The sequence below is a fragment of the Pseudomonas sp. CF161 genome (assembly GCF_000416215.1).
Classification (GTDB): Bacteria; Pseudomonadota; Gammaproteobacteria; order Pseudomonadales; family Pseudomonadaceae; genus Aquipseudomonas.
In genome coordinates this window covers 19197-44708 of the sequence record NZ_ATLP01000074.1, presented here as the reverse complement: position 1 = coordinate 44708, position 25512 = coordinate 19197, and the positions used below count along the sequence as shown (strand labels likewise).

Here is a 25512-nt window from a genome sequence, read left to right as displayed (position 1 = left end):
TCAATTACTGCGCACCCTGGGCGTCGATCAACGCCGCCAGTGCTTCGTATTCTTCCGGCAGCAGATCGGTCAGCGGTGCCCGTACCGGGCCTGCATCGTGGCCGACGATTTTCGCCCCGGCCTTGACGATGCTCACTGCGTAACCGGCTTTGCGGTTGCGGATATCCAGGTAAGGCAGGAAGAAGTCGTCGATGATCTTGCCGACCGTGGCGTGATCATCCCGGGCAATGGCGTGGTAGAAATCCATTGCGGTTTTCGGGATGAAGTTGAACACCGCCGAGGAGTACACCGGCACGCCCAGGGCCTTGTAGGCCGCGGCGTAGACTTCAGCGGTCGGCAGGCCGCCGAGGTAGCTGAAACGATCGCCCAGACGACGGCGGATCGACACCATCAACTCGATGTCACCCAGGCCGTCCTTGTAGCCGATCAGGTTCGGGCAACGTTCGGCCAGGCGCTCCAGCAGCGGCGCGTTGAGGCGGCAGACGTTGCGGTTGTAGACCACGACGCCGATTTTTACCGACTTGCACACGGCCTCAACGTGGGCCGCAACCCCGTCCTGGCTGGCTTCGGTCAGGTAGTGCGGCAGCAACAGCAGGCCCTTGGCCCCCAGGCGCTCGGCCTCCTGGGCGTATTCGATGGCCTGGCGGGTCGAACCGCCAACACCGGCAAGGATCGGCACGCTGGTGGCGCAGGTATCGACCGCAGTCTTGATGACTTCCGAATATTCACTGGCCGCCAGGGAGAAGAACTCGCCAGTGCCGCCCGCAGCGAACAGCGCCGAGGCGCCGTAAGGGGCAAGCCATTCGAGACGCTTGATGTAGCCCGCGCGATGGAAGTCGCCCTGAGCATTGAAGTCGGTGACCGGGAAAGACAGCAGGCCATGGGAGAGGATGGACTTCAGTTCTTGTGGATTCATTATTCGAACACCCTGGGAAACATTGTGATGGAAAAAAGACCTCAGGCTTGGCTGAAGTTGTAGGTCATCGTACAACTAAAAATATAATCGTCAACTGCATTTCGTCGTTACAAAGAAAATTGATCGGCTCGCCTGCGGCTCCTTGACGGGCCAATGATTTCATCTAAGCTCGATTTAACTGTATATCCATACAGCTAAATATTGACCTGAACGATGACATATCAAGGAGCTAGAAATGTCAGCACTCTCAACCCCCCTGCCGCAACAAGCGTCGCTTGCCGGCAAAATCGCGGTCGATCTCGACCAGCTGTTCAGCGAACAGGGCCTGGCCATTAACGGCGATGGCGACAGCCTGCTGCTGCGCGTCGACCCGCACCACAACCATAAATATTCGCCTTCCGGGCCCCTGGGCACACCACCGGAAAACCCACTAAAACCCAAGCCCCAGTTGCGTTTCGAAGGCGGCGAGCACACCGCCATCGGCGACCTCACCTGGTTGCGCTTCGCCGCGGATGCGCCGCCGATTGCGGCCTCCCAAGTCGAATTGCACCTGCCCAATGGCCTGGCACTGACCTATGGCCAGGTGGTGGCGCTGGGTGGCGACTTCTACGGTATCCCCGACCGGCCGATCAGCGAAGGCGCTTCGGCGGTGGAGCGCGTGCAGCGTTTCAGCGCTGCCTTCAACTCCCTGGCGGTCCTGCCGGCGTCGAAAGACGAAGCGCGGCAGATCCTCGCGGTGATGCAGAAGGAAATCGCCGCCACTCACCAGGCGATCCGCGATGGCAAGCAGCCCCATGAGGTGTATGACTCCCTTGGAGATACGTTGTCTGAAGAGTGGAACAAGATTACCGGCGGCGGCAGCGTGGTTTCGCCGATGCTGCCCCTGGGGCGCTACCTGAAGTTGGCGGCGAACAACGCCGACCACTTTGGCGAGTGGGCAAAGCTTGCCTACATCGCCGGGCACAGCGCGGCACTGGAGCAGGCGCGAGTGGCTCATGGCAGCGCCGACACCCAACTGTTGGAGCTGGCCTATGCGATGAACGCCTTTGCCGATCACTACCTCACCGACCTGTTCTCCGCAGGCCACCTGCGGGTACCGCGCAAACAACTGGCGGCGGTGGTCACCCCCAGTGACCTGGGTTCGCTGATTACCCGTTTCATGCACGACGAAGACAGCAAGTTCGGCCTCAATGTCCGCAACGCCCGAGGCGAGCAATGGCACGCCTATGGCGACAAGCGTTACTTCGACACCGTCGACCAGCGCAATCGCCAGCAGGTGCAACGGGCCGTGCAGAGCTCGGCCGATGAAATCTTCGCCTGCTACCAGAGCGGCAACCCAGCCTCGCCTGCCAGCTTCGCCGCGCTGCAACAGCTGCCGGACCTGCAAGCGGTCTCCAGCCCTGGCGCCAACTTCTCGCCCCTGTTCGTGACCCAGGGCGACAAGGTGCTGCGTCGCAGCGACGTCAATAACCTCAATGACAGCAAGACCATCGACAACTGGTGGGGCTGGAGCACCTATCTGCTGCTGACCCACTACCAACCCAACAAACCCGCCGGCTACCTCGAAGCGCCAACGGCAGCGCCGACCATCCTCGCCGACGGCTGGCAAAGCCAGACGCCGAGCGAACCCAACTGGCTACCGGGCAATGCGGTGCGTTACGCCATCAGCGAAAGCCAGGGGCTCAGCGAGTCGTACACCGGCCCCTGGTCCGCCTATGCCCAACTCAGCGACCGCTTCCAGCCAACCCTGGGCATTGCCGCGGCCTCCGGCAGCAGCCTGACACGCAACGTTTACCGGCAATTTCTTGGGGGTTCGCCCGAGCTGATCGCCAGTATCGATGCCAGTTCCACCACCTTTATCGACCGCATTGCCTGACAAGGACCTCACCATGAGCATCAACCTGACACTGCAACTGGCCTCCGGCCAATCTCTCCAGGGCGCGCCCCTGGAACTGCTGTCCAACGGCGTAGCGATAGCCCGCGCGCAGGTGACCGCCGACGGCAAGGTGACGTTTGACACCCCCGCCCACGAGGGCCAACTGGCCGTGAGGGTCGACCGCTCGATTCTGCAAAGCGCTTGATCCGCTGAAAAGCATCGCGGGCAAGGCCGCCCCCTACAACCGGTAGGGGGCGAGCTTGCCCGCGATGTCATTGCGCCTGAAGCCTGATCAGCGGCGCCTGCTGGAGAAACGGCCTAGCCGCGTTGCGCTTCTGCCTCTTCGTGGGCTTGACGCAGGCGTTCGCGGCTGTTGGTCAGGTGCAAACGCATCGCCGCACGGGCTGCATCCGAATCCTGGCGGGCGATGGCCTCATAAATCTCTTCATGCTCGCGGCTCAGGCGCCCCATGTAGTGCTTCTGGTCATCGTGGGCCAGGCGCGCCGAGTTGAGCCGGGTCCGCGGAATGATGCTGGTACCCAGGTGGGTCATGATGTCGGTGAAATAGCGGTTACCGGTGGACAGTGCGATTTGCAGGTGGAACTGGAAGTCCGAGGCGACTGCGTCACTGTTATGGGCTGCGCTTTCATTCAACGCATCCAGTGCCGCGCGCATGGCGGCCAGTTGCTCATCGCTGCGACGCAGTGCGGCGAGCCCTGCCGACTCCACTTCCAGGCTGATCCGCAGCTCGAGGATCGCCAGCACATCACGCAGGGTGACCACGGTGGCCGGGTCGATTCGAAACCCGCTGGGGCTGGGGGTGTCCAGGACAAAGGTGCCGATACCGTGGCGGGTTTCCACCTGCCCCGCCGCCTGCAAGCGGGAGATCGCCTCGCGGACCACGGTCCGGCTGACGCCGTGGGCTTCCATGATCGCCGACTCGGTCGGCAACTTGTCACCGCGCTTGAGCAGCCCATCACGGATCTGTTCGGACAGCACCGTGACCAGCTCCTGCGCCAGGCTACGGCGCTTGCGGGGTAGGCGGGGCGCGGTGTTGAGGTTTTCCATGGTGGGCATCTTTTTAGGCAACTGAGAACGCATCATAGCTCAGCTTAGTTGTACGATCACCGTCCAGCGTAAACCCTGTCTCATTCGACAGGAAAAAGGACAGTCGTTGAGGTCAAGCACGCCGGCCAGCACCTGGGTGCCGACCGGCACAGGCGACGCTAGGCCAGCATCGGCTGTTCGATCAGTTGTCCATGCTCGATCCGGATGTGCCGAGGATGGAAGCGCTTGAGGCTGCTGCGGTGACCAACGCTGACAATGCTCAAGCCTGGCAGTTGATCGATCAGCGTCTGGTAGAGCGTCGCCTCGTCCTCCTCGTCCATGGCGGAGGTGGCTTCGTCCATGTACAGCCAGGTCGGCGCATAAAGTAATGCGCGGGCAAAGGCCAGGCGCTGCTGCTCGCCGGGAGACAACATGCGCTGCCAGTGATTGCTTTCGTCCAGGCGTGATACCAGGTGCGGCAGGCGGCAGGTTTCCAGCACTTGCACGTAGCGTTCGTGAGGGTAGGTGTCGCCCGACTGTGGATAACTCAAGGCTTCACGCAAGCTGCCAATGGGCAAGTAGGGTTTTTGCGGTAAAAACAGATAACGCTGGTCCGGCATGCGAATACTGCCGTGACCCGCAGGCCACAGGCGCCCCATGGCCCGCAACAACGTGCTTTTGCCACTCCCGGAACGACCGCTGAGCATCAGGCGCTCGCCGGGGGCAACGCTCATTTCGGCCCCGTGCAGCAGGTTGCGGCCATCTGCCAGGTCCAGCCCAAGGTCATGCACCTTCAGCTCGCCGCCTTCGTTCTGCACATCGATGGCCGGGGTGCGCTCTTCGTTTTCGCTCATGGCCTGGCGGAAGCTCAACAGACGATCACAGGTCGCGCGCCACGCGGCCAGGTCGGAATACGCGGAAATGAACCAGCTGAAGTTCTCCTGCACATTGCCGAACGCCGAGTTGATTTGCATCAGCTCACCCAGCTCGATCTTCCCGGCGAAGTAACGCGGGGCAGCGACGATAAACGGGAAGATGACGGCGATCTGGCCATAGCCGGCGGTGAAAAAGGTCAGGCGCTTGGAGACCTTCATGATGTCCCAGAAGTTGTGCCAGACCATGCCGAAGCGTGCGCTCAGGCGCCGGTTCTCATTGCTCTCGCCGTTGTACAGGGCAATGCTCTCGGCGTTTTCCCGAACCCGGACCATGGAGAAACGCAGGTCGGCTTCAAACCGTTGTTGATTGTTGTTGAGGCCGATCAGGCGTCGACCGATCAGGTGCGTCAGCCAACTGCCGACGGCGGCGTACACCAGCGCGCACCAGAACATATAGCCGGGAATGGTGTAGCCGTAGACCTCGATACTGCCCGAGACGCCCCAGAGGATGATGGAAAACGACACCAGGCTGACCACCGTGCGGATCAGCCCCAGGCCAAGGCTCAAGGTGTTGCTGGTGAAGCTGTTGAGGTCTTCGGAAATCCGCTGGTCCGGGTTGTCGGTGTAACCGCCCTGCTCCAGCTGGTAGTAGTTTTTATTGCCGAGCCAGCGGGCGAAGTGCTTCTCGGTGAGCCAGGCCCGCCAGCGAATGGTCAGCATCTGGGTCAGGTAGAGCCGATACACCGCACCGAGAATCGCCACGGCGGCAATCCCGCAGAAATACAAGATCAGGTGCCAGAACGCCGCTTCGTCCTTCTTCTGCAAGGCGTTGTAGAAATCCTTGTACCAACTGTTGATCCACACCGAGATCGCCACGCTGAACAGCGACAGGGCGATCACTGCCATCAGCAGCAGCCAGGCCTTGCCCTTCTCCTCGCTGCGCCAGTATGGCGTGACCATCGCCCAGACCCGTCGGAAAAACTGCCCGCGCACAGTATCGTTGACCGCGGAATATTCAGCGTTCTGATTCATCGTTGTGGCTCGGTAGGGAAGGGGCAAGCTCTGAGCCGATCATAGTTGATCGGCTGGCTTTTTCACGATGCCTCGCGGACATTCGTTCAGGCGCGGTTCAGCGGCGTACCGGGCGCTTCTGCAACTTGCGCTGCAAGGTGCGCCGATGCATGCCCAGGGCGCGGGCAGTGGCGGAGATGTTGCCTTCATGCTCGGTCAGCACACGCTGGATGTGCTCCCACTGCAGGCGGTCCACCGACATCGGGTTTTCCGGCACCAGGGTGTCCAGGTCGGCGTGTTCGGAGAGCAGCGCGGCCAGCACATCGTCGGCATCCGCCGGCTTGCACAGGTAATTGCAGGCACCGCGCTTGATCGCCTCGACAGCAGTGGCGATGCTCGAATAGCCGGTCAGGATCAGCACGCGCATTTCCGGATCCAGCTCAAGCAGCTTGGGCAGCAGCACCAGGCCGGAGTCGCCGTCCATTTTCAGGTCCAGCGCGGCATAGTCCGGCAAGTCCTGCTGGGCGATGGTCAGGCCTTCTTCGGCGGAGCCTGCGGTGCTGACGCGAAAACCGCGACGGCTCATGGCGCGAGCCATTACGCGGGTAAAAGTAGCGTCGTCGTCCACCAGCAATAGATGCGGCAGCTCTTCGCCTTCGACTTGGGGTTCGTCACTCATCTTGGTCTCCTCGGGCGACACGGGGCAGGCGCAGCTCGGTAAGCGTGCCACCTTCCTCATGACTGTAGAGTTTCACTGAGCCACCGGCGCGGGTCACGCTGGCCTTGCTCAAAAACAGGCCCAGGCCGAAACCTTTGCCCTTGGTGGTAAAAAACGGCTTGCCGATCTGCTCGGCGATGGCCAAGGGTACGCCGGGACCGTGGTCACGAATACTGATGGTCAGGTTTTCCTCGTCCCAGTCCAGGCGGACTTCCAGCCCTTCGGGACAGGCATCGGCGGCATTGTTCAGCAGATTGAGCAGGGCCTGGGTCAGGTCCGGCGGCGGCGCCAGGCGCGGCACCGGTCCCTGGCCCAGCAGCAGGAAGCGATAACTGGCTTCGGGGCGCATCAGGTGCCAGCGATTCAAGGCTTCATCCAGCCACTGGGTGACTTCCTGCATCTCCACCGCCAGGCGCCGATTGGCTTCGGCGGCGCGCACCAGTTGCTGCAGGGTTTCCTTGCACAGCTTGACCTGGTCCTGGAGCACGCTCAGATCGTCCTGCAACAGCGGGTCGGGATGGTCCTGGCGCATTTCCTTGAGCAACACGCTCATGGTCGCCAACGGCGTACCCAACTCATGGGCGGCACCGGCCGCCTGGGTGGCCACGGCCAGCAATTGCTGGTCCCGCAGGCCCTCTTCACGACGGATCGCCCGCAGTTCTTCCTGGCGGCGCAACTCTTCGGCCATGCGCGCGGCGAAAAAGGTGATCACCGCCGCGGCCAGGGCAAAACTCAGCCACATGCCGTAGATCTGCAGGTTTTCCCGGGCGATGGGGAAGGTCTGCAACGGGTAGAACTGCGCCAGCAGCAGGGTGTACATGGTCAGCGCGATGCCGGAGAGAATCACCGAGTAACGCCATGGCAGGGTCACGGCGGCGATGGTCAGCGGCACCAGGTAATAGGAGACGAAAGGGTTGGTCGACCCCCCCGAGAAGTACAGCAGCGCACTGTGGATAAACAGGTCGCAGGCCAGCTGCACCGCGTACTCCAGCTCAGTGACCGGCCACGAAGTACGCAGGCGAATCGCCGTGAAGGCGCAGAGGATCATCGAAAAACCGAGGGTCACCGCCAGTTGCAGCCAGGGCAGCGGCAGCAGGTCAAACCAGTAGGCAAGCCCTACCGAACCGGCCTGGGCAGCCAGGACCAGGGTGCGGATAAAGGTCAGGCGCCAGAGGTTCTGGCGAGTGGCGGAAAGCAATTGTACGGGGGCGAGCATGAGCTCTCCTGATGAGCGCTCCAGGCGGATCGCGACGAGTATAACCAAGCAGCACGCCCCGCAGGCAAAACTGCGGCAAAGCGTCACAGAAAAGCAGTGGCAAGCGCCGAGTTTTAAGCTACAAGCCTATGGGTTCCCAACTGGCAGCCTGGCGCTTGAAACTTGCCGCTGCCCAACACTGTCTGATGGTTTCACGCAGGAACGGGACCGTCACCTGTGGACCGTACTCAAGGAGTTTTCATGCACACATTCCGTCGCAGCGCCGCCCTTCTCGCCCTCAGCATCGGCTCCATCGCCAGCCTGCCGGCGCTGGCCGCCGATGAGCTGCATTACAACCAGATCGCCCTGCGCGCCGAAGTCAGCCAGGAGGTGGCGCGCGACCTGATGATCGTCACCCTGTACAGCGAAGCCCAGGATACCGATCCAGCCAAGCTGGCGGCGCAGATCACCACCACCATGAACAAGGCCCTGGGCCAGGCTCGCCAGGTCAAGGACATCACCCTGCGCCAGGGCAGCCGCAACAGCTACCCGATCTATGACACCAAGGGCCAGAAAATCACCGGCTGGCGCGAGCGCGCCGAACTGCGCCTGGAAAGCGCGGACTTCGCCGCCCTGTCCAAGCTCACCGGCGAGATGCTCGGCGACCTGAAAATGGCCGGCATGGACTTCGCCATCGCCGACCCGACCCGCAAGACCAGCGAAGACGCCCTGCTCAAGGACGCGGTCAACGCCTTCAAGGCCCGCGCCCAACTGGCCACCGATGCCCTGGGCGGCAAGGGCTACAAAATCGTCAACCTGAACCTCAACAGCAACGGTTATCCACAGCCGTACATGCGCGCACCGATGATGATGAAAGCGGCCAGCATGGATTCGGCACCGGTGACCCCGGAAGTCGAGGCCGGCACCAGCCAGGTCAGCATGACCGCCGATGGCTCGATTGAAGTCTTGATGCAATAAGCGGTTGCCGGACCTGCCGCCTGGCGGGTCCGGCTCACCACACGAACCGCCTGCGGCTCGGGCGGTTTACTGCAGCTTGCCCATGATATGGCTGAGCCGTGCCTGGTTGGCCATGATGCAGGCCATGCCGAAATCAGATTCCAGCATCTGACGCTCCATCGCGTTGCGGCACACCTCGAGCACCGCGCTCAAGGCGTCGGGATTCAGCCCGTACCAATAAATCAGTTTCACCCGGTACGGTGCCTGGTTGAGGCGTTCCAGACGCTCCTGCCGCTCTTTTTCCTCAAACCGCCTTTGCAGCGTCATGGCGGCCATATTGGCGTTGCTGCACCAGCTGTAATGCGGTTTGCTCCTGACCGAGTCGCACGCCCGAAGCGTGCTGTATATGCGAGAAGAGTCCTCAAGAAACCACGCAACCGGCGGCGACTTCTCTTCACTGCAACCTGCCAGCAGCAGGCACCCAGCCACCATCCACCCTCTAACACCCATGATCCTGCCTGCCCCTGTCCCTATGACGAAAAATGCCTGCCCCGGGCCCTGATCAGCAAACCGGTCCATCCATAACCTGGCAGCTTCCAGCTGCCCTTTTCCCCCTTGCTCCCTGGGAACGCGCAACTTTACTAGGCTTAGTCTGGAATAACGATGCGGTGGTTTTGGTTATGAGCTGCTAACCAACCTGCTGTTTCTGATTCAACCCGGCAGCGGTAATCTCACGCCTGCCTTTTTCGCCCGGGCCGCTCTGGCCCGGTCATCACTAGGGGACTTCATGGACACGATTGCCTTTAAACCGCTGCTGCTCGCCGCCAGCCTGCTGGCCTGTGCGCCCCTGGCCCAGGCCGCCTCGACCCTGGTCTATTGCTCAGAAGCCAGCCCGGCCGGCTTTGACCCGAGCCAATACACCAGCGGCACCGACTTCGACGCCTCGGCCGAGACCGTGTTCAACCGCCTGACCCAGTTCAAGCGCGGCGCAACCGAGGTCGAGCCGGGCCTGGCCACGTCCTGGGAGGTGTCCAAGGACGGCCTGAGCTACACCTTCCACCTGCGCGAAGGGGTGAAATTCCACAGCACTGACTACTTCACTCCCAGCCGCGACTTCAACGCCGACGACGTGCTGTTTACCTTCCAGCGCCTGCTCGACCCTGAAAACCCGTTCCGCAAGGCCTACCCCTCGGAGTCGCCGTACTTCACCGACATGGGCCTGAACACCACGATCAAGAGCATCGACAAGGTCGACGAGCACAGCGTGCGCTTCAGCCTGAACAACGTCGACGCCGCCTTTGTGCAAAACCTGGCCATGAGTTTTGCCTCGATCCAGTCCGCCGAATACGCCGCGCAGTTGCTCAAGCAGGGCAAGGCCGCCGAGCTCAACCAGAAACCGATCGGCACCGGGCCATTTGTGTTCAAGCGCTATCAGAAGGATTCGCAGATTCGCTTCACCGGCAACACCGCCTACTGGAAACCCGAGGATGTGAAGCTCGACAACCTGATCTTCTCGATCACCCCCGACGCGGCGGTACGTTTGCAGAAGCTCAAGGCCGGTGAATGCCAGGTCAGCGGTTACCCGCGCCCGGCCGATATCGAAGTGATGGAAAAAGCCCCCAACCTGCGGGTGCTCCAGCAGCCCGGCTTCAACCTCGGGTTTCTCGCCTACAACGTGACCCATCCACCGCTGGACCAGCTCAAGGTGCGCCAGGCCCTGGACATGGCCATCGACAAGCCGGCCATCATCAAGGCGGTGTACCAGAGCGCCGGGCAACTGGCGCAGAACGCCCTGCCACCGGCGCAATGGTCATTCGACCCGACCATCAAGGACGCGCCTCACGATCCGGCCAAGGCCCGCGCCCTGCTCAAGGAAGCCGGGGTGGCACCGGGCAGCACCCTCAATCTGTGGGCCATGACCGTGCAGCGGGCGTCCAACCCCAATGCGCGGATGTCGGCACAGATGATCCAGGAGGATTGGGCCAAGGTCGGGATCAAGGCCAATATCGTCAGCTATGAATGGGGCGAGTACATCAAACGCGCCAAGAACGGCGAGCATGACGTGATGATCTACGGCTGGACCGGCGACAACGGCGACCCGGACAACTGGCTCGGCGTGCTCTACAGCTGCGGGGCGGTCAAAGGCAGCAACTACGCCAAATGGTGCGACCCGGCCTACGACCAGTTGGTGCAAAAGGCCAAGCTGAGCAGCGATCGCGACGAGCGCATCAAGCTCTACCAGCAGGCGCAGCTGATCCTCAAACAGCAAGTACCGATCACTCCGATCGCCAACTCCACGGTGTTCCAGCCGCTGCGCAAGGAAGTGCAGGACTTCAAGATCAGCCCGTTCGGCCTCACGCCGTTCTACGGTGTCAGCCTGAACAAGTAACCCTCGAGCGTGAACCAACCGGGTGCGTCAGACGCCCCGGTTGTGCTGTTTTGGCCGTAAAAACAGCAAAAATTGCCTGCGCAAACGATCAAATTCGTCAAATTTTATACATATGCGACATTCATGTACGTTCGTTCCATTGTTTAAGACCTGCGGCAGTTCTGCATCTTGCATTGGGTACGAGGCCTGCATAAGTATCGGCAGGTCGACTCACGAGGTCGTCCTCTAACCAAAAATGACAACAAATCATGAGGCCACCATGCTTAAACACGCGGTCATTCCGTTTTTAGTCGGCGCAGGCTTGCTTGCCAGCGCACCCTTCGCCCACGCGGCCACTAACCTGGTGTTCTGCTCTGAAGGGAGCCCGGCCGGTTTCGACCCTGGCCAGTACACCACCGGAACCGACTTCGATGCCTCGGCAGAAACCATCTACAACCGCCTCAGCCAGTTCGAACGTGGCGGCACCGCCGTCGTTCCTGGCCTCGCCACCAGTTGGGATATCTCCGACGACGGCCTGACCTACACCTTCCATCTGCGCGAAGGGGTCAAATTCCACACCACGCCGTACTTCACCCCGACCCGTACCTTCAACGCCGACGACGTGCTCTTCACCTTCAACCGCATGATCGACAAGGACATGCCGTTCCGTAAGGCCTACCCCACCGAATTCCCTTACTTCACCGACATGGGGATGGACACCAACATCACCCAGGTCGAGAAGATCGACGACAAGACCGTCAAGTTCCACCTCAAGAGTGTCGACGCTGCCTTTATCCAGAACATCGCCATGAGCTTCGCCTCGGTGCAGTCCGCCGAATACGCCGACAAGCTGCTAAAGGAAGGCAAGGCCAGCGACCTCAACCAGAAGCCGATCGGCACCGGGCCGTTCGTGTTCAAGAGCTACCAGAAAGACTCCAACATCCGTTACACCGGCAACAAGGACTACTGGAAGCCTGAAGACGTGAAGATCGACAACCTGATCTTCGCCATCACCACCGACCCGTCGGTGCGAGTCCAGAAGCTGAAGAAAAACGAATGCCAGGTCACCCTCTCCCCGCGTCCGGCCGACCTCAAGGCGCTCAAGGAAGACAAAGACCTGAAGATGCCGGAGCAGGCAGGCTTCAACCTCGGCTACGTGGCCTACAACGTGATGCCGGTGCTCAAGGGCGGCACCGAACCCAATCCGCTGGCCAACCTCAAGGTGCGCCAGGCCATGGACATTTCGGTGAACAAAGCCCAGATCATCGACTCGGTCTACCAGGGCGCCGGCCAGTTGGCGGTCAACGCCATGCCGCCGACCCAATGGTCCTATGACACCACCATCAAGGACGCCCAGTACGACCCCGAGAAGGCCAAGCAACTGCTCAAGGAAGCCGGGATCAAGGAAGGCACCCAGATCACCCTGTGGGCCATGCCGGTACAGCGTCCCTACAACCCGAACGCCAAGCTGATGGCGGAAATGCTGCAGTCCGACTGGGGCAAGATCGGTCTTAAAGTGAACATCGTCAGCTACGAGTGGGGCGAGTACATCAAGCGCTCCAAAGGCGGCGAGCAGCAGGCGATGATCATCGGCTGGAGCGGCGACAACGGTGACCCGGACAACTGGCTCGGCACCCTGTTCGGCTGTGACGCGATGAACGGCAACAACTTCTCCAAGTGGTGCGACAAGCCCTATGACGCACTGATCAAGCAAGCCAAGGCCACGCCGGATGTGGCCAAGCGCACCGAGCTGTACAAGCAGGCGCAACACATCATCAAAGACCAGGTTCCAATGACACCTATCGCACACTCGACGGTGTTTCAACCCATGCGCAACTCCGTGCAGGACTTCAAGATCAGCCCGTTCGGCTTGAACTCCTTCTACGGTGTCAGCATCAGCAAATAAGGCCCGGCGGCGACGTTCAATGACGTCGCCGCCTGCCCTGCCACGTCACCGGGTCACCTGCCATCTCCGGAATCGCTGCGCTCTTCAGGCAGCAGGCTGCGGGATTTTCAGCGGTTTCCTACGAGACGTTAAGGCTCCCGCGCATTTACGGTTTCGCCGATGACCTCTACCGTCAAGGCTGGGTGAATCTGTATCCGTGAGCCGGCATTTGCTGCAAGCGATGGTTGAATATCAATGACGCGTCCAGGTTCCAGGAAGGAGCTATTGCGCATTGATCACACACATAAAAAGGAGAGGCACCGTCATGCGTCATACCCTGGTTTTATCGGCACTGCTCGGCACCAGCCTGCTGGCCGCCAATAGCCTCAGCCTGGCCGCCGGCAACAGCCTGGTGTTCTGCTCCGAAGGCAGCCCGGCAGGCTTCGATACCGCGCAGTACACCACCGCCACCGACAACGATGCCGCCGAACCGCTGTACAACCGGCTGGTGGAGTTTGAAAAAGGCGCCACCACCGTGGTGCCCGGCCTGGCCACGCGCTGGGATATTTCCCCGGACGGCCTGACCTACACCTTTCACCTGCGTGAAGGGGTGAAGTTCCACACCACCCCGTACTTCACACCCAGCCGCACCTTCAATGCCGACGACGTGCTGTTCACCTTCAACCGCATGCTCGATAGCGAGCACCCGTTCCGCAAGGCCTACCCCACCGAGTTTCCCTACTTCGACGGGATGAGCCTGAACAAGAACATCGCCAAGGTCGAGAAGACCGGGCCGCTGACCGTGGTCATGACCCTGAACTCGGTGGACGCCGCGTTCATCCAGAACATCGCCATGAGCTTTGCCGCAATCCTCTCCGCCGAATACGCCGAGCACCTGCTCAAGACCGGCAAGCCCAACGAGATCAACCAGAAGCCGATCGGCACCGGGCCCTTCGTGTTCCAGCGCTACCAGAAAGACTCGCAGATCCGCTACGCCGGTAACAAACACTACTGGGACCCGAGCCGGGTCAAGCTCGACAACCTGATCTTCGCCATCAACACCGACGCCTCGGTGCGGGTGCAGAAGCTCAAGGCCGGCGAGTGCCAGGTCACCCTGCACCCGCGCCCCGCCGATGTGGCCGCGCTCAAGCAGGACCCGAAACTGCGATTGATCGAAAAGCCCGGGTTCAACCTCGGCTACATCGCCTACAACGTACGCCACAAACCGTTTGACCAGCTCGAAGTGCGCCAGGCGCTGGACATGGCGGTGAACAAGGCCAGCATCCTCAACGCGGTGTACCAGGGCGCGGGGCAGCTGGCGGTCAATGGCATGCCGCCGACCCAGTGGTCCTACGACGAGAGCATCAAGGATGCTGCCTACAATCCGGAAAAAGCCCGCGAACTGCTCAAGGCCGCCGGGGTCAAGGAAGGCACTGAAATCACTCTCTGGGCCATGCCCGTGCAGCGTCCCTACAACCCCAACGCCAAGCTGATGGCCGAGATGCTCCAGGCCGACTGGGCGCAGATCGGGCTCAAGGTGAAGATCGTCAGCTACGAATGGGGCGAGTACATCAAGCGCACCAAGAACGGCGAGCATGACATCAGCCTGATTGGCTGGACCGGCGACAACGGTGACCCGGACAACTGGCTCGGCACCCTCTACAGCTGCGACGCCATTGGTGGCAACAACTACTCCATGTGGTGCGACCCGGCCTACGACACGCTGATCAAGCAGGCCAAGCTGATCACCGACCGCGAGCAACGCACCGTGCTCTACAAACAGGCCCAGCAGTTGCTCAAGCAGCAGGTGCCGATCACGCCTGTCGCCCACTCGACGGTCAACCAGCCGTTGAGTGCCAAAGTCGAAGGGTTCAAGGTCAGCCCCTTCGGCCGTAACGTGTTCTCGGGCGTCAGCCTCGACCAATAACTGAAAACCCAAAGCCTGGGGGCGTTTACGCCCTCATGCAGGCCTGTTGCCTGAATTCGGCTAACGCGGCTAATGCAAACGTTTGCGATGACCTGAATGAGTTCCAAACCGATAGCCGGATCACTGAAGGACCGGCACATAAAAAGCAAAGGAGCCTCACCGATGAAACCAAGCAAGATTGCATTACTGGCCCTGGCTATCAGCAGCGTCAGCGCTGTGGCCCAGGCCGAAACCGTCAGCCAGCGCTTCGTGCCGACCACGCTCAGCGACACCAGCGCCCAGGCCGAAAGCAAAGGATTCGTCGAAGGGCAGAGCCTTTCGGGCACCACCCGCAACTGGTACGCCAACGAATTGCGCCGCCGCGACGATCGCTTCTCCTACAACCACAACAACCTGGCGACCCCGACCGCGCGCCGCATCAACTGGGTCCAGGGCACCATCCTCAACTACAGCTCGGGCTTTACCCAGGGCACCGTCGGTTTCAGCACCGAAGTCGCGGTCTACAACGCAATTGCCCTGGACCGTGACCGCAAGGACATCGCCGGCCCGAACAACCGCACCCTGACCCATGCCGACGGCGACGCGGTGGGCCAGTGGAGCAAGCTCGGCCTGGCCAACGTCAAGGCACGGATTTCCAACACCACCCTGACCGCCGGACGCCAGAACGTCAGCACGCCAGTGGTCGACGTCATCGGCAACCGGCCACTGCCCTCCAGCTTCCAGGGGGTGAGCCTGCACAGCGAAGAATTCAACAACCTGTCGTTCGACCTCGGCACCTACGACCGCGTCTCGCCACGCTCCGAGCAGAGCGTGACCAAGTTCGTCTCCGAGTATCAGCAACGGGCAGAGACCGACCACGTCAACATTGCCGGCCTCAACTACCAACCCACCAAAAGCCTGAAGACCAGCCTCTACGGCAGCCACGTCGAAGACTTCTGGAACCAGTACTACTTCGGCGCCACCCACCAACTGGGTGACAGCTCGGTATTGAGCCTGACCACCGGCCTCAACTACTACAAGACCACCGACAGCGGCAAAGCCAAGATCGGCGGCATCGACAACGACACCTACAGCCTGTCCCTGGGGCTGACCCACCAGGCCCATACCCTGACGTTCTCCTATCAGGAAGTGAACGGCGACGAATACTTCGACTACCTGCACGACACCAACGGCATCTACCTGGCCAACTCCCTGCTGTCGGACTTCAACGCCCCGAACGAGAAATCGTTCCAGATCGCCTATGGCCTCGACCTGGCCCAATACGGCGTTCCGGGCCTCAAGTTCAACGTCTACAGCGCTCGTGGCTGGGGTATCGACGGTACGAACTACAAGTACACCGGCATCGGCTACGGCACATCGGGTAAATCGCGCAGCGACCTGCGCCTGATGGACGGCGAGAAGCACCAGGAGTACAGCATCGGCGCTTCGTATGCGGTGCAGAGCGGCCCGCTCAAGGCCACCGCGATCCGCGCGACCTACACCACGCACCGCGCCAGTTCCGAACAACCGGACGGCAACCTCAACGAGTTCCGCCTGGTGACCACCATTCCGTTCAACATTCTCTAGGCCGCCAGTCGGAGGGCGGACTCAGGAAGAGTCCGCCATTCAAGCTAATCTGGTTCAACTGATTGCAGAGGGTTTCTGATGAAATTGCTTCCCCTGAAAGCGGCCATCGCCGCCGCACTCCTGACCCTTGCCACAAGCGCCTGGGCCAAGCCCCTCGTGGTCTGTACCGAAGCCAGCCCGGAAGGCTTCGATATCGTCCAATTCACCACCGCAGTCACCGCCGATGCGGCGGCAGAAACCCTGTTCAACCGCCTGGTGGACTTCAAGCCCGGCACCGTGGACATCCAGCCCGCCCTGGCCGAATCCTGGGAGATCAGCCCGGATGGCCTGCGCTACACCTTCCACCTGCGCCAGGGGGTGAAGTTCCACAGCACCGATTACTTCAAGCCGACCCGCACCCTGAATGCCGACGATGTGCTCTGGAGTTTCCAGCGCCAGCTGGACCCGAAACATCCCTGGCATGACAAATCCAGCGTGGGTTTCCCCTACTTCGAGAGCATGGGCTTCAAGGAGCTGCTCAAGAGCGTCGAGAAAGTCGATGAGCACACCGTGGCCTTCACCCTGACCCGGCGCGAATCCCCCTTCCTCGCCGACATTGCCATGGCCTTTGCCTCGATCTACCCAGCCGAATATGCCGACCAGTTGCTCAAGGCCGGCAAGACCGCCGAGCTCAACAGCAAACCGATCGGCACCGGGCCCTTCGTCTTCAACCGTTACGCCAAGGATGCCCAGGTCCGGTTCAAGGCCAACCCGGAGTACTTCCGTGGTACGCCCCCGGCTGATCCGCTGATTTTCGCCATCACCACCGACAACAACGTGCGCCTGCAAAAGCTCAAGGCCAACGAATGCCAGATCGCCCTCTACCCCAAGCCCGATGACATCCCCAGCATCAAGGCCGACCCAAACCTCAAGATCGCCGAACTGGCGGCAATGATCACCAGCTACACCGCGATGAACACCACCCGCCCCTATCTCAGCGATGTCCGGGTACGCAAGGCCATCGATATCGCCTTCGACAAACAGGCCTACGTCAACAGCCTGTATGGCAAGGACAACGCCATACTCGGCACCGGGCCTTACCCGCCGACCCTGCTAGGCTTCAACCGAAGCCTGACAAACCCGGCGCGCGACCTCGACAAGGCCCGGGCGCTGCTCAAGGAAGCCGGGGTTCCCGAAGGCACCGTGCTGACCCTGTTCACCCGCAACGGTGGCGGCCCGACCAACCCCAACCCGTTGCTGGGCGCACAGATGATGCAGGCCGACCTGGCCCAGATCGGCCTCAAGCTCGACATCCGCGTCATGGAATGGGGAGAGATGCTCAAACGGGCCAAGAATGGCGAACACGATCTGGTGACGGCAGGCTGGGCAGGCGACAACGGCGACCCGGATAACTTCGTCACACCGAACTTGAGTTGTGATGCGGCGAAAAACGGCGAAAACTACGCCCGCTGGTGCAACAAGGCCTTTCAAGCGTTGATCGATCAGGCCCGCGCCGACACCGAACCGACGCAACGCGCGGCACTCTATGAAAAAGCCCAGCTGGTTTTCGCTGAAGACCAACCCTGGATTCCCACGGCCTATCCGAAAATGTTCACGGCCATGCGCAAGAACGTCGAGGGTTACCACCAGAACCCGTTGACCAATAACAACTTCGCCACGACCCAGGTGAAGTAGAAATGAACCTGTTCACGCTCCAGCACGCGACGCCCGGCCATGTTCGAGGCGTCATGAGCCCAGCGCAGCAGATCGTGACCAGGTTCTAAGAAACGCCTGGCCCCCTTGACCCCAAGGAGGCCGGGCACGCCTAACCGGCTGATGAGGTACTCCAGAAGATGTTTAGTTTTATCGCCCGCCGCGTGGGGTTGTTGATCCCCACCTTCTTCGGCATCACCTTGCTGACGTTTGCCCTGATTCGCATGATTCCCGGCGACCCCGTGGAAGTCATGATGGGCGAACGCCGGGTCGACCCCGAGATGCATGCCCAGGCAATGGAGCGCCTTGGCCTGAACAAACCGCTGTACGCCCAGTACCTGGACTACATCGGCAAGCTGGCCCATGGCGACCTGGGCGAGTCCCTGCGCACCCGCACCAGTGTCTGGACCGAGTTCACCTCGCTGTTCCCGGCGACCCTGGAGCTGTCCATGGCCGCCCTGCTGTTCGCCGGCGTCCTCGGCCTGCTGGCCGGGGTGATCGCGGCCTTGAAACGAGGGTCCCTGTTCGACCATGGGGTCATGGGCATCTCCCTGGCCGGGTACTCGATGCCGATCTTCTGGTGGGGCCTGATCCTGATCATGTTCTTCTCGGTCAGCCTGGGCTGGACCCCGGTTTCCGGGCGCATCGACCTGCTCTACGACATCGAGCCGAAAACCGGCTTCATGCTGATCGACACCCTACTGGCCGATGACACCGGGGCCTTCTTCGACGCCCTGCATCACCTGATCCTGCCGGCCATCGTGCTCGGCACCATTCCCCTGGCGGTGATCGCGCGGATGACCCGCTCCTCGATGCTCGAAGTGCTGCGCGAAGACTACATTCGCACGGCCCGGGCCAAAGGCCTGTCGCCCGCGCGGGTGGTGTTTGTCCATGGCCTGCGCAACGCGCTGATTCCGGTGCTGACGGTGGTCGGCCTGCAGGTCGGCACGCTGCTGGCCGGCGCGGTCCTGACCGAGACCATCTTCTCCTGGCCCGGGGTCGGCAAGTGGCTGATCGAAGCCATCGGCGCCCGGGACTACCCCGTGGTGCAAAACGGCATCCTGTTAATTGCCTGCCTGGTGATTCTGGTCAACTTCGTGGTGGACATCCTCTACGGCTTTGCCAACCCACGCATCCGCCACCAGCGCTGAGATCAAGACCTATGAGCACTCCAACCTCCTCGGTAGCAGTCGATCAAATCCTGCTCTACCCCTCCCCGTACAAAGAGTTCTGGCACGCCTTCTCGCGCAACAAAGGCGCGGTGGCCGGGCTGCTATTCATGCTGTTGATCATTTTTTGTGCAATCTTCGCCCCCTGGGTCGCGCCCCATAACCCCAGCGAGCAATACCGCGACTTCCTGCTGACCCCGCCGGCCTGGCTCGAAGGCGGGCAACTGCAGTTCCTGCTGGGCACCGACGAACTGGGGCGCGACCTGCTGTCACGGCTGATCCAGGGTTCGCGGCTGTCGCTGATCATCGGCTTGTCGTCGGTGGTCATGTCGCTGATCCCGGGGGTGATGCTGGGCCTGTTCGCCGGGTTCTTCCCGCGTCTGCTGGGCCCGACCATCATGCGCCTGATGGACATCATGCTGGCCCTGCCTTCGCTGCTGCTGGCCGTGGCGATTGTCGCCATCCTCGGCCCTGGCCTGATCAACACCGTGATCGCCATCGCCATCGTGTCCCTGCCGTCGTATGTGCGCCTGACCCGCGCCGCAGTGATGGGCGAGTTGAACCGCGACTACGTGACCGCCGCGCGCCTGGCCGGTGCCGGCCTGCCGCGCCTGATGTTCATCACCGTGCTGCCCAACTGCATGGCACCGCTGATCGTGCAGGCGACCCTGAGCTTTTCCTCGGCGATTCTCGATGCCGCCGCCCTGGGCTTCCTCGGCCTTGGCGTACAGCCGCCAACCCCGGAGTGGGGCACCATGCTGGCCTCGGCCCGTGACTACATCGAACGCGCCTGGTGGGTGGTGAGCCTGCCTGGCCTGACCATTTTGCTCAGCGTGCTGGCAATCAACCTGATGGGCGACGGCCTGCGCGATGCGCTGGACCCGAAACTCAAGAACGCCGCCTGAGGAGATTCCCATGTCACTGCTAGAAATCAAGAATCTCAACGTGCGCTTCGGCGACGCCAAGGCCGTCCCCGTGGTCGATGGCCTCGACCTGAGCGTGGACAAGGGCGAAGTCCTGGCCATCGTCGGCGAATCGGGCTCCGGAAAATCGGTGACCATGATGGCGCTGATGGGGCTGATCGAGCACCCGGGCATCGTCACCGCCGACGCCTTGCACTTCGACGGCAAGGACATGCTCAAGCTCAGCGCGCGGCAACGCCGACAGGTCGTCGGCAAGGACCTGGCCATGGTCTTCCAGGACCCGATGACCGCGCTGAACCCGAGCTACACCGTGGGCTTCCAGATCGAGGAAGTGCTGCGCCTGCACCTGAAAATGTCGAGCAAGGCGGCGCGCAAACGTGCCATCGAACTGCTGGAAAAAGTCGAAATCCCCGGCGCGGCCAGCCGCATGAACGCCTACCCCCACCAACTGTCTGGCGGCATGAGCCAGCGCGTGGCAATCGCCATGGCCATTGCCGGCGAGCCCAAGTTGCTGATTGCCGACGAGCCGACCACGGCCCTGGACGTGACCATTCAGGCGCAGATCATGGACCTGCTGCTCAACCTGCAACGGGAACAGAACATGGGCCTGGTGCTGATCACCCACGACCTCGCGGTGGTGGCCGAAACCGCCCAGCGGGTGTGCGTGATGTACGCCGGCCAGGCGGTGGAAGTCGGCCAGGTGCCGGAGCTGTTCGAGATTCCCGCCCACCCCTACAGCGAAGCCCTGCTGGCGGCGATTCCCGAACACAGCATGGGCGCGGCGCGTCTCTCGACCCTGCCGGGCATTGTGCCTGGGCGGTATGACCGTCCCCAGGGCTGCCTGCTGTCGCCGCGCTGCCCGTACGTGCAAGACCACTGCCGGCAGCAACGCCCGGGCCTGGACCCGAAAGCCGCCAGCCTCGCCCGTTGCTTCTACCCGCTGAATCAGGAGGTGGCGTAATGGCCGTCGTTCTTACCGCCCGCGACCTGACCCGTCACTACGAAGTGTCCCGTGGCCTGTTCAAGGGCAACGCCCTGGTGCGCGCCCTCAACGGGGTGTCGTTCGAACTCGAAGCCGGCAAGACCCTGGCCGTGGTGGGCGAGTCCGGCTGCGGCAAGTCGACCCTGGCCCGCGCCCTGACCCTGATCGAGGAGCCCTCCTCCGGCTCGTTGAAAATCGCCGGTCAGGAAGTGGCCGGGGCCGACAAGGCGCAGCGCAAGCAATTGCGCAAAGACGTGCAGATGGTGTTCCAGAGCCCGTACGCGTCGCTCAATCCACGGCAGAAGGTCGGCGATCAACTGGCCGAACCGCTGCTGATCAACACCAAGCTGTCTGCCGCCGAGCGCCGCGAAAAAGTCCAGGCGATGATGAAACAGGTCGGGCTGCGCCCCGAGCATTACCAGCGCTACCCCCATATGTTTTCCGGCGGCCAGCGCCAGCGCATCGCCCTGGCCCGGGCCATGATGCTGCAACCCAAGGTGCTGGTGGCGGACGAACCGACCTCGGCCCTCGACGTATCGATCCAGGCCCAGGTACTCAATCTGTTCATGGACCTGCAGCAGGAGTTCAACACCGCCTACGTGTTTATCTCCCACAACCTGGCGGTGGTGCGGCACGTCGCCGACCAGGTGATGGTGATGTACCTCGGCCGGCCGGTGGAAATGGGGCCCAAGGAAGAGATCTACAGCAGGCCCCTGCACCCCTACACCCAGGCCCTGCTCTCGGCCACGCCGACCATTCACCCGGATCCGGACAAACCGAAAATCAAGATCGTCGGCGAGTTGCCCAACCCGCTGAACCCGCCCTCCGGCTGCGCCTTCCACAAACGCTGCCCGTACGCCACTGAACGGTGCAGTACCGAAGAGCCGGCCTTGCGTCTGCTCGACAACCGCCAGGTCGCCTGCCACTACGCCGAGCAGTTCCTCGGCTGAGCCGCAAAAAAAAGCCCCCGGAATCAATCCGGGGGCGCTATGTGTGGAGCTATGTCTGGCTCCATGGCTCGACCGGACTCCCTGCGAGCCCAGCCCCTTGGGGCTAACCGGTCAGCTGTCGTTGTCGTCGTCCATCGCTGGATCGTCAGCGCCGGAACCGTCGGCACCATTGCCGCCGTCCGCTCCATCGTCGCCGTAGCTGCCGTCATCACCGTTCTGGCCATCCGCACCGTTCTGGTCTTGCCCGTCGTCCTGGGCCAGGATCAACCCCGCGTTGGCGACGCTGGCGCTGGACCACAGCCCAGCCTCATGCGTCGCCCCTTGATTGGCCCAGGCCGTCGACGCGCCCACCGTTAACAGCACCAGCACTTTGATCAACAACACCATGCGCTGAAGAACGCTCATGACCGAGCCCATCCTTTTGTAGATTCATCGTTGAAGGCCCCAGGCCGCGTGTTCGGCCACCTTGGGGTACTGCTGTGAAACCTAGTCGCAATGCGCGCGGTTTTCCAGATGGCCCGCGGGCGATCCGCCACACGGACAAAGTGCTTTCGAATAACCATTACAACAAAGGGTTATGTGCACCAGTGGCCGGCAGAGCGCCGGGGCGCCAATAAAAAAGCCCCGCTGTGTATGCAGCGGGGCTTTGGGGGCTAGCGGTTCAAACCTTAGTGATGCTCACGGGTGGCGCGGAATTTCACGTCCGGCCAGCGCTCTTCCATCAGTGCCAGGTTGACCCGGGTCGGCGCCAGGTAAGTCAGGTGACCGCCGCCGTCGATGGCCAGGTTTTCCACGGCCTTGTTGGAGAATTCCTCCAGCTTCTTCTTGTCGCTGCACTCGATCCAGCGCGCGGAGTACACGGTGATCGGCTCGTAGGAGCACTCGACCTTGTATTCCTCTTTCAGGCGGCTGGCGACCACATCGAACTGCAGCACACCGACGGCGCCGAGGATGATGTCGTTGCTGCGCTCCGGGAAGAACACCTGGGTCGCGCCTTCTTCGGCCAGCTGTTGCAGGCCCTGGCGCAGTTGCTTGGACTTGAGCGGATCCTTCAGGCGCACGCGACGGAACAGTTCCGGGGCGAAGTGCGGGATACCGGTGAAGCCCAGGGCCTCGCCTTCGGTAAAGGTGTCGCCGATCTGGATCGTGCCGTGGTTGTGCAGGCCGATGATGTCGCCAGCGAAGGCTTCTTCCAGTTGCTCACGCTCGGAGGAGAAGAAGGTCAGGGCGTCGCCGATGCGCACGTCCTTGCCGGTACGCACATGGCGCATCTTCATGCCTTTCTCGTACTTGCCGGAGCAGATACGCATGAAGGCAATACGGTCGCGGTGTTTGGGGTCCATGTTCGCCTGGATCTTGAACACGAAGCCGGCAAACTTCTCTTCAACCGGTTCCACGGTGCGCTCGTTGGCGACCCGGGCCAGAGGCTTGGGAGCCCAATTGACCACCGCGTCGAGCACGTGATCGACCCCGAAGTTGCCCAGGGCGGTGCCGAAGAACACCGGGGTCAACTGGCCGTCGAGGAACTCCTGCTGGTTGAACTCGTGGCAGGCGCCCTGCACCAGCTCCAACTGCTCGACGAAGCGATCGTACTCGTCGCCCAAGTGGGCCCGTGCTTCATCGGAATCGAGCTTCTCGATGATTTTCACTTCGGTGCGTTCGTGGCCGTGGCCGGCGGTGTAGACAATGATGTAGTCGTCGGCCAGGTGGTACACACCCTTGAAGTCGCGGTAGCAACCAATCGGCCAGGTGATCGGCGCGGCCTTGATCTTCAGGACCGCCTCGATTTCATCGAGCAGCTCGATCGGGTCGCGGATGTCGCGGTCGAGTTTGTTGATAAAGCTGACGATCGGCGTATCGCGCAGGCGGCAGACGTCCATCAGGGCGATGGTCCGCGGCTCTACGCCCTTACCGCCGTCGAGCACCATCAGCGCCGAGTCGACCGCGGTCAGGGTGCGGTAGGTGTCTTCCGAGAAGTCTTCATGGCCCGGGGTGTCGAGCAGGTTGATCATGTGTTCGCGATAAGGGAACTGCATGACCGAGGTCGTGATGGAAATCCCGCGCTGTTTCTCCATCTCCATCCAGTCGGAAGTGGCATGACGGTCGGACTTACGCGACTTCACGGTACCGGCGACCGCAATCGCCTTGCCCATCAGCAACAGCTTCTCGGTGATGGTGGTTTTACCCGCATCCGGGTGGGAAATAATGGCGAAAGTGCGGCGTTTCGCGACTTCGGCGGCCTGTTTGGTCATGGGAAATCGCCTGGCGGTGATTCAAAAAAGGGCGGCGAGTATAGCGTAAAGCAAGCCTTCCAGGCCACCGCTCGGCCTGCCGTCGACGCCCCTCTAGCCGCTGCCGCAGGCTGCGCCGTCCGCACCCTGCGCCAACAACCATTCGAGGCAGCGGGGGCGGTTTCGAGGGACAGCGCAGCCTGCGGCAGCGGCGACAGGTCGAGCGTTTATGAGGGACCGTTGGGCAATGGGCGATGGCTAAATGCTGTCAATTATGGAACCTTTTAAAAGGTGCAGACGTCCACTCCCCTGCTACACGCTTTCATCAGGGGCTGAAATATCAGCAAGTTAGCCTGACGAGGCTGCGCTCATGGCTCGACCTCATGCCGTTTTGCCGGCATTGGCGAGCTGCTTTTCGCGACCACATTCACCGGCAGCCAGGAATGGCAATGCCGCCCGGAAATGTGTGCGCCGACTGACATAAAGGAGTCCGCCTGTGGCTATTCGCTATGGCAAAGGGCTGATAGGAGGAGCGGTTGTCGTCGCTCTCCTGGCCCTGCTGGTCCACTGGATCGGCATCAATACCATCGAAATGTACCGCGACGATTTGTTGTTCTACCTGCAAGCTCATTTGATTCTGGTCCTGGTGTCGATGCTCGCTGCCCTGGTGGTAGGCATCCCGGCCGGCATCTTCCTCAGCCGCCCGCACATGGTGGGACGCGCTGAACGCTTCATGCAGATCTTCAACATCGGCAACACCGTCCCTCCTCTGGCCGTACTGGCCATCGCCCTGGGGGTTCTCGGCATCGGCAGCGGCCCCGCTATCTTTGCCCTGTTCCTCGCCTCCCTGCTGCCGATCGTGCGCAACACCTACGAAGGCCTGAAAAACGTCCAGGGCTCGCTCAAGGAAGCCGCCGTCGGCATCGGCATGACCCCGGGCCAAGTGCTGTGGAAAGTCGAATTGCCCAACGCCGTGCCGATCATCATCGGCGGCGTGCGCGTGGCCCTGGCGATCAACGTCGGCACCGCGCCGCTGGCCTTCCTGATTGGCGCCAACAGCCTGGGCAGCCTGATTTTCCCGGGGATCGCCCTGAACAATCAGCCGCAACTGCTACTGGGGGCGGCCTGCACCGCACTGCTGGCACTGCTGCTTGACGGCATCGTGACCATGGCCAGCCGCCTCTGGCTGGAACGCGGTCTGCGCCCGTCTTAATCGCCGGGCCG

21 protein-coding genes are annotated in these 25512 nt (G+C 61.9%); 13 read left to right on the top strand and 8 right to left on the bottom strand.

What is annotated here, in order from left to right:
* Positions 1-4: 4 nt before the first annotated feature.
* Positions 5-916, bottom strand: coding sequence for a 5-dehydro-4-deoxyglucarate dehydratase (gene kdgD / locus CF161_RS13330; protein WP_020297111.1), 912 nt, complete (start codon positions 914-916; stop codon positions 5-7).
* A gap of 235 nt (positions 917-1151) precedes the next feature.
* Between kdgD and CF161_RS13325 the strand changes: the two genes are divergently transcribed.
* Both CF161_RS13325 and CF161_RS13320 read left to right on the top strand, forming a co-directional pair.
* The gene (locus CF161_RS13325) at positions 1152-2792 is read left to right on the top strand and encodes a hypothetical protein (RefSeq protein ID WP_020297110.1); all 1641 of its coding nucleotides are present in this window, start codon (positions 1152-1154) and stop codon (positions 2790-2792) included.
* A gap of 13 nt (positions 2793-2805) precedes the next feature.
* A complete protein-coding gene (locus CF161_RS13320) occupies positions 2806-2997 on the top strand; it encodes a hypothetical protein (RefSeq protein WP_020297109.1) in 192 nt (63 codons plus the stop codon).
* Between the two features lie 113 nt (positions 2998-3110).
* On the opposite strand, the gene CF161_RS13315 is transcribed toward CF161_RS13320, so the two are convergent.
* The 4 genes from CF161_RS13315 to CF161_RS13300 all read right to left on the bottom strand — a co-directional run bounded on the left by CF161_RS13315 (position 3111) and on the right by CF161_RS13300 (position 7659).
* A complete protein-coding gene (locus CF161_RS13315; protein WP_020297108.1) occupies positions 3111-3860 on the bottom strand; it encodes a FadR/GntR family transcriptional regulator in 750 nt (249 codons plus the stop codon).
* A 158-nt stretch (positions 3861-4018) separates the two neighbouring features.
* A complete protein-coding gene (locus CF161_RS13310; protein WP_020297107.1) occupies positions 4019-5746 on the bottom strand; it encodes an ABC transporter ATP-binding protein/permease in 1728 nt (575 codons plus the stop codon).
* 97 nt (positions 5747-5843) lie between these two features.
* On the bottom strand, positions 5844-6404 hold the full coding sequence (locus CF161_RS13305; RefSeq protein ID WP_020297106.1) for a response regulator transcription factor: 561 nt from the start codon (positions 6402-6404) through the stop codon (positions 5844-5846).
* Positions 6397-7659, bottom strand: coding sequence for an ATP-binding protein (locus CF161_RS13300; protein WP_020297105.1), 1263 nt, complete (start codon positions 7657-7659; stop codon positions 6397-6399). The genes CF161_RS13305 and CF161_RS13300 overlap by 8 nt, the downstream gene beginning before the upstream one ends.
* 240 nt (positions 7660-7899) lie before the next feature.
* Here CF161_RS13300 and CF161_RS13295 point away from each other — a divergent pair, with 240 nt between their 5' ends.
* Positions 7900-8616, top strand: a complete 717-nt coding sequence (locus CF161_RS13295; RefSeq protein ID WP_020297104.1) for an SIMPL domain-containing protein — start codon at positions 7900-7902, stop codon at positions 8614-8616.
* A gap of 66 nt (positions 8617-8682) precedes the next feature.
* Here CF161_RS13295 and CF161_RS32830 read toward each other — a convergent pair whose 3' ends face one another.
* The gene (locus CF161_RS32830) at positions 8683-9174 is read right to left on the bottom strand and encodes a hypothetical protein (RefSeq protein ID WP_156882683.1); all 492 of its coding nucleotides are present in this window, start codon (positions 9172-9174) and stop codon (positions 8683-8685) included.
* Between the two features lie 208 nt (positions 9175-9382).
* Between CF161_RS32830 and CF161_RS13285 the strand changes: the two genes are divergently transcribed.
* The 9 genes from CF161_RS13285 (at position 9383) to CF161_RS13245 (ending at position 22057) form a co-directional block, all read left to right on the top strand.
* Positions 9383-10984, top strand: a complete 1602-nt coding sequence (locus tag CF161_RS13285) for an ABC transporter substrate-binding protein (RefSeq protein WP_020297102.1) — start codon at positions 9383-9385, stop codon at positions 10982-10984.
* A gap of 259 nt (positions 10985-11243) precedes the next feature.
* Positions 11244-12869, top strand: coding sequence for an ABC transporter substrate-binding protein (locus CF161_RS13280; protein ID WP_020297101.1), 1626 nt, complete (start codon positions 11244-11246; stop codon positions 12867-12869).
* A 304-nt stretch (positions 12870-13173) separates the two neighbouring features.
* A complete protein-coding gene (locus CF161_RS13275; protein ID WP_020297100.1) occupies positions 13174-14775 on the top strand; it encodes an ABC transporter substrate-binding protein in 1602 nt (533 codons plus the stop codon).
* Between the two features lie 162 nt (positions 14776-14937).
* Positions 14938-16341, top strand: coding sequence for an OprD family porin (locus tag CF161_RS13270; RefSeq protein ID WP_020297099.1), 1404 nt, complete (start codon positions 14938-14940; stop codon positions 16339-16341).
* Positions 16342-16419: 78 nt separating this feature from the next.
* Positions 16420-18015: an ABC transporter substrate-binding protein gene (locus CF161_RS13265; protein WP_020297098.1), complete on the top strand. Its 1596-nt coding sequence runs from the start codon at positions 16420-16422 to the stop codon at positions 18013-18015.
* Positions 18016-18173: 158 nt separating this feature from the next.
* On the top strand, positions 18174-19184 hold the full coding sequence (locus CF161_RS13260; protein WP_020297097.1) for an ABC transporter permease subunit: 1011 nt from the start codon (positions 18174-18176) through the stop codon (positions 19182-19184).
* 11 nt (positions 19185-19195) lie between these two features.
* Positions 19196-20107 carry an ABC transporter permease subunit gene (locus CF161_RS13255; RefSeq protein ID WP_020297096.1) on the top strand — a complete coding sequence of 304 codons (912 nt, stop codon included), beginning with the start codon at positions 19196-19198 and terminating at the stop codon, positions 20105-20107.
* Positions 20108-20117: 10 nt separating this feature from the next.
* On the top strand, positions 20118-21086 hold the full coding sequence (locus CF161_RS13250) for an ABC transporter ATP-binding protein (RefSeq protein WP_020297095.1): 969 nt from the start codon (positions 20118-20120) through the stop codon (positions 21084-21086).
* The gene (locus CF161_RS13245; protein WP_020297094.1) at positions 21086-22057 is read left to right on the top strand and encodes a peptide ABC transporter ATP-binding protein; all 972 of its coding nucleotides are present in this window, start codon (positions 21086-21088) and stop codon (positions 22055-22057) included. Before CF161_RS13250 ends, CF161_RS13245 begins: the two co-directional genes overlap by 1 nt.
* Positions 22058-22168: 111 nt before the next feature.
* Here CF161_RS13245 and CF161_RS13240 read toward each other — a convergent pair whose 3' ends face one another.
* A complete protein-coding gene (locus tag CF161_RS13240) occupies positions 22169-22462 on the bottom strand; it encodes a hypothetical protein (protein WP_020297093.1) in 294 nt (97 codons plus the stop codon).
* Between the two features lie 263 nt (positions 22463-22725).
* Entirely contained in the window at positions 22726-24309 is a 1584-nt protein-coding gene (locus tag CF161_RS13235; protein ID WP_020297092.1) for a peptide chain release factor 3, read from the bottom strand.
* Positions 24310-24784: 475 nt separating this feature from the next.
* Between CF161_RS13235 and CF161_RS13230 the strand changes: the two genes are divergently transcribed.
* Positions 24785-25501 (top strand): ABC transporter permease, encoded by a 717-nt coding sequence (locus tag CF161_RS13230; protein WP_020297091.1) that lies wholly within the window; start codon positions 24785-24787, stop codon positions 25499-25501.
* The last annotated feature ends 11 nt before the right edge of the window (positions 25502-25512 follow it).

Bases quoted from the DNA above. Each gene is read 5' to 3' on its own strand.
- kdgD (WP_020297111.1), bottom strand. From the start codon at position 916: ATGAATCCACAAGAACTGAAGTCCATCCTCTCCCATGGCCTGCTGTCT.
- CF161_RS13325 (WP_020297110.1), top strand. From the start codon at position 1,152: ATGTCAGCACTCTCAACCCCCCTGCCGCAACAAGCGTCGCTTGCCGGC.
- CF161_RS13320 (WP_020297109.1), top strand. From the start codon at position 2,806: ATGAGCATCAACCTGACACTGCAACTGGCCTCCGGCCAATCTCTCCAG.
- CF161_RS13315 (WP_020297108.1), bottom strand. From the start codon at position 3,860: ATGGAAAACCTCAACACCGCGCCCCGCCTACCCCGCAAGCGCCGTAGC.
- CF161_RS13310 (WP_020297107.1), bottom strand. From the start codon at position 5,746: ATGAATCAGAACGCTGAATATTCCGCGGTCAACGATACTGTGCGCGGG.
- CF161_RS13305 (WP_020297106.1), bottom strand. From the start codon at position 6,404: ATGAGTGACGAACCCCAAGTCGAAGGCGAAGAGCTGCCGCATCTATTG.
- CF161_RS13300 (WP_020297105.1), bottom strand. From the start codon at position 7,659: ATGCTCGCCCCCGTACAATTGCTTTCCGCCACTCGCCAGAACCTCTGG.
- CF161_RS13295 (WP_020297104.1), top strand. From the start codon at position 7,900: ATGCACACATTCCGTCGCAGCGCCGCCCTTCTCGCCCTCAGCATCGGC.
- CF161_RS32830 (WP_156882683.1), bottom strand. From the start codon at position 9,174: ATGGACCGGTTTGCTGATCAGGGCCCGGGGCAGGCATTTTTCGTCATA.
- CF161_RS13285 (WP_020297102.1), top strand. From the start codon at position 9,383: ATGGACACGATTGCCTTTAAACCGCTGCTGCTCGCCGCCAGCCTGCTG.
- CF161_RS13280 (WP_020297101.1), top strand. From the start codon at position 11,244: ATGCTTAAACACGCGGTCATTCCGTTTTTAGTCGGCGCAGGCTTGCTT.
- CF161_RS13275 (WP_020297100.1), top strand. From the start codon at position 13,174: ATGCGTCATACCCTGGTTTTATCGGCACTGCTCGGCACCAGCCTGCTG.
- CF161_RS13270 (WP_020297099.1), top strand. From the start codon at position 14,938: ATGAAACCAAGCAAGATTGCATTACTGGCCCTGGCTATCAGCAGCGTC.
- CF161_RS13265 (WP_020297098.1), top strand. From the start codon at position 16,420: ATGAAATTGCTTCCCCTGAAAGCGGCCATCGCCGCCGCACTCCTGACC.
- CF161_RS13260 (WP_020297097.1), top strand. From the start codon at position 18,174: ATGTTTAGTTTTATCGCCCGCCGCGTGGGGTTGTTGATCCCCACCTTC.
- CF161_RS13255 (WP_020297096.1), top strand. From the start codon at position 19,196: ATGAGCACTCCAACCTCCTCGGTAGCAGTCGATCAAATCCTGCTCTAC.
- CF161_RS13250 (WP_020297095.1), top strand. From the start codon at position 20,118: ATGTCACTGCTAGAAATCAAGAATCTCAACGTGCGCTTCGGCGACGCC.
- CF161_RS13245 (WP_020297094.1), top strand. From the start codon at position 21,086: ATGGCCGTCGTTCTTACCGCCCGCGACCTGACCCGTCACTACGAAGTG.
- CF161_RS13240 (WP_020297093.1), bottom strand. From the start codon at position 22,462: ATGAGCGTTCTTCAGCGCATGGTGTTGTTGATCAAAGTGCTGGTGCTG.
- CF161_RS13235 (WP_020297092.1), bottom strand. From the start codon at position 24,309: ATGACCAAACAGGCCGCCGAAGTCGCGAAACGCCGCACTTTCGCCATT.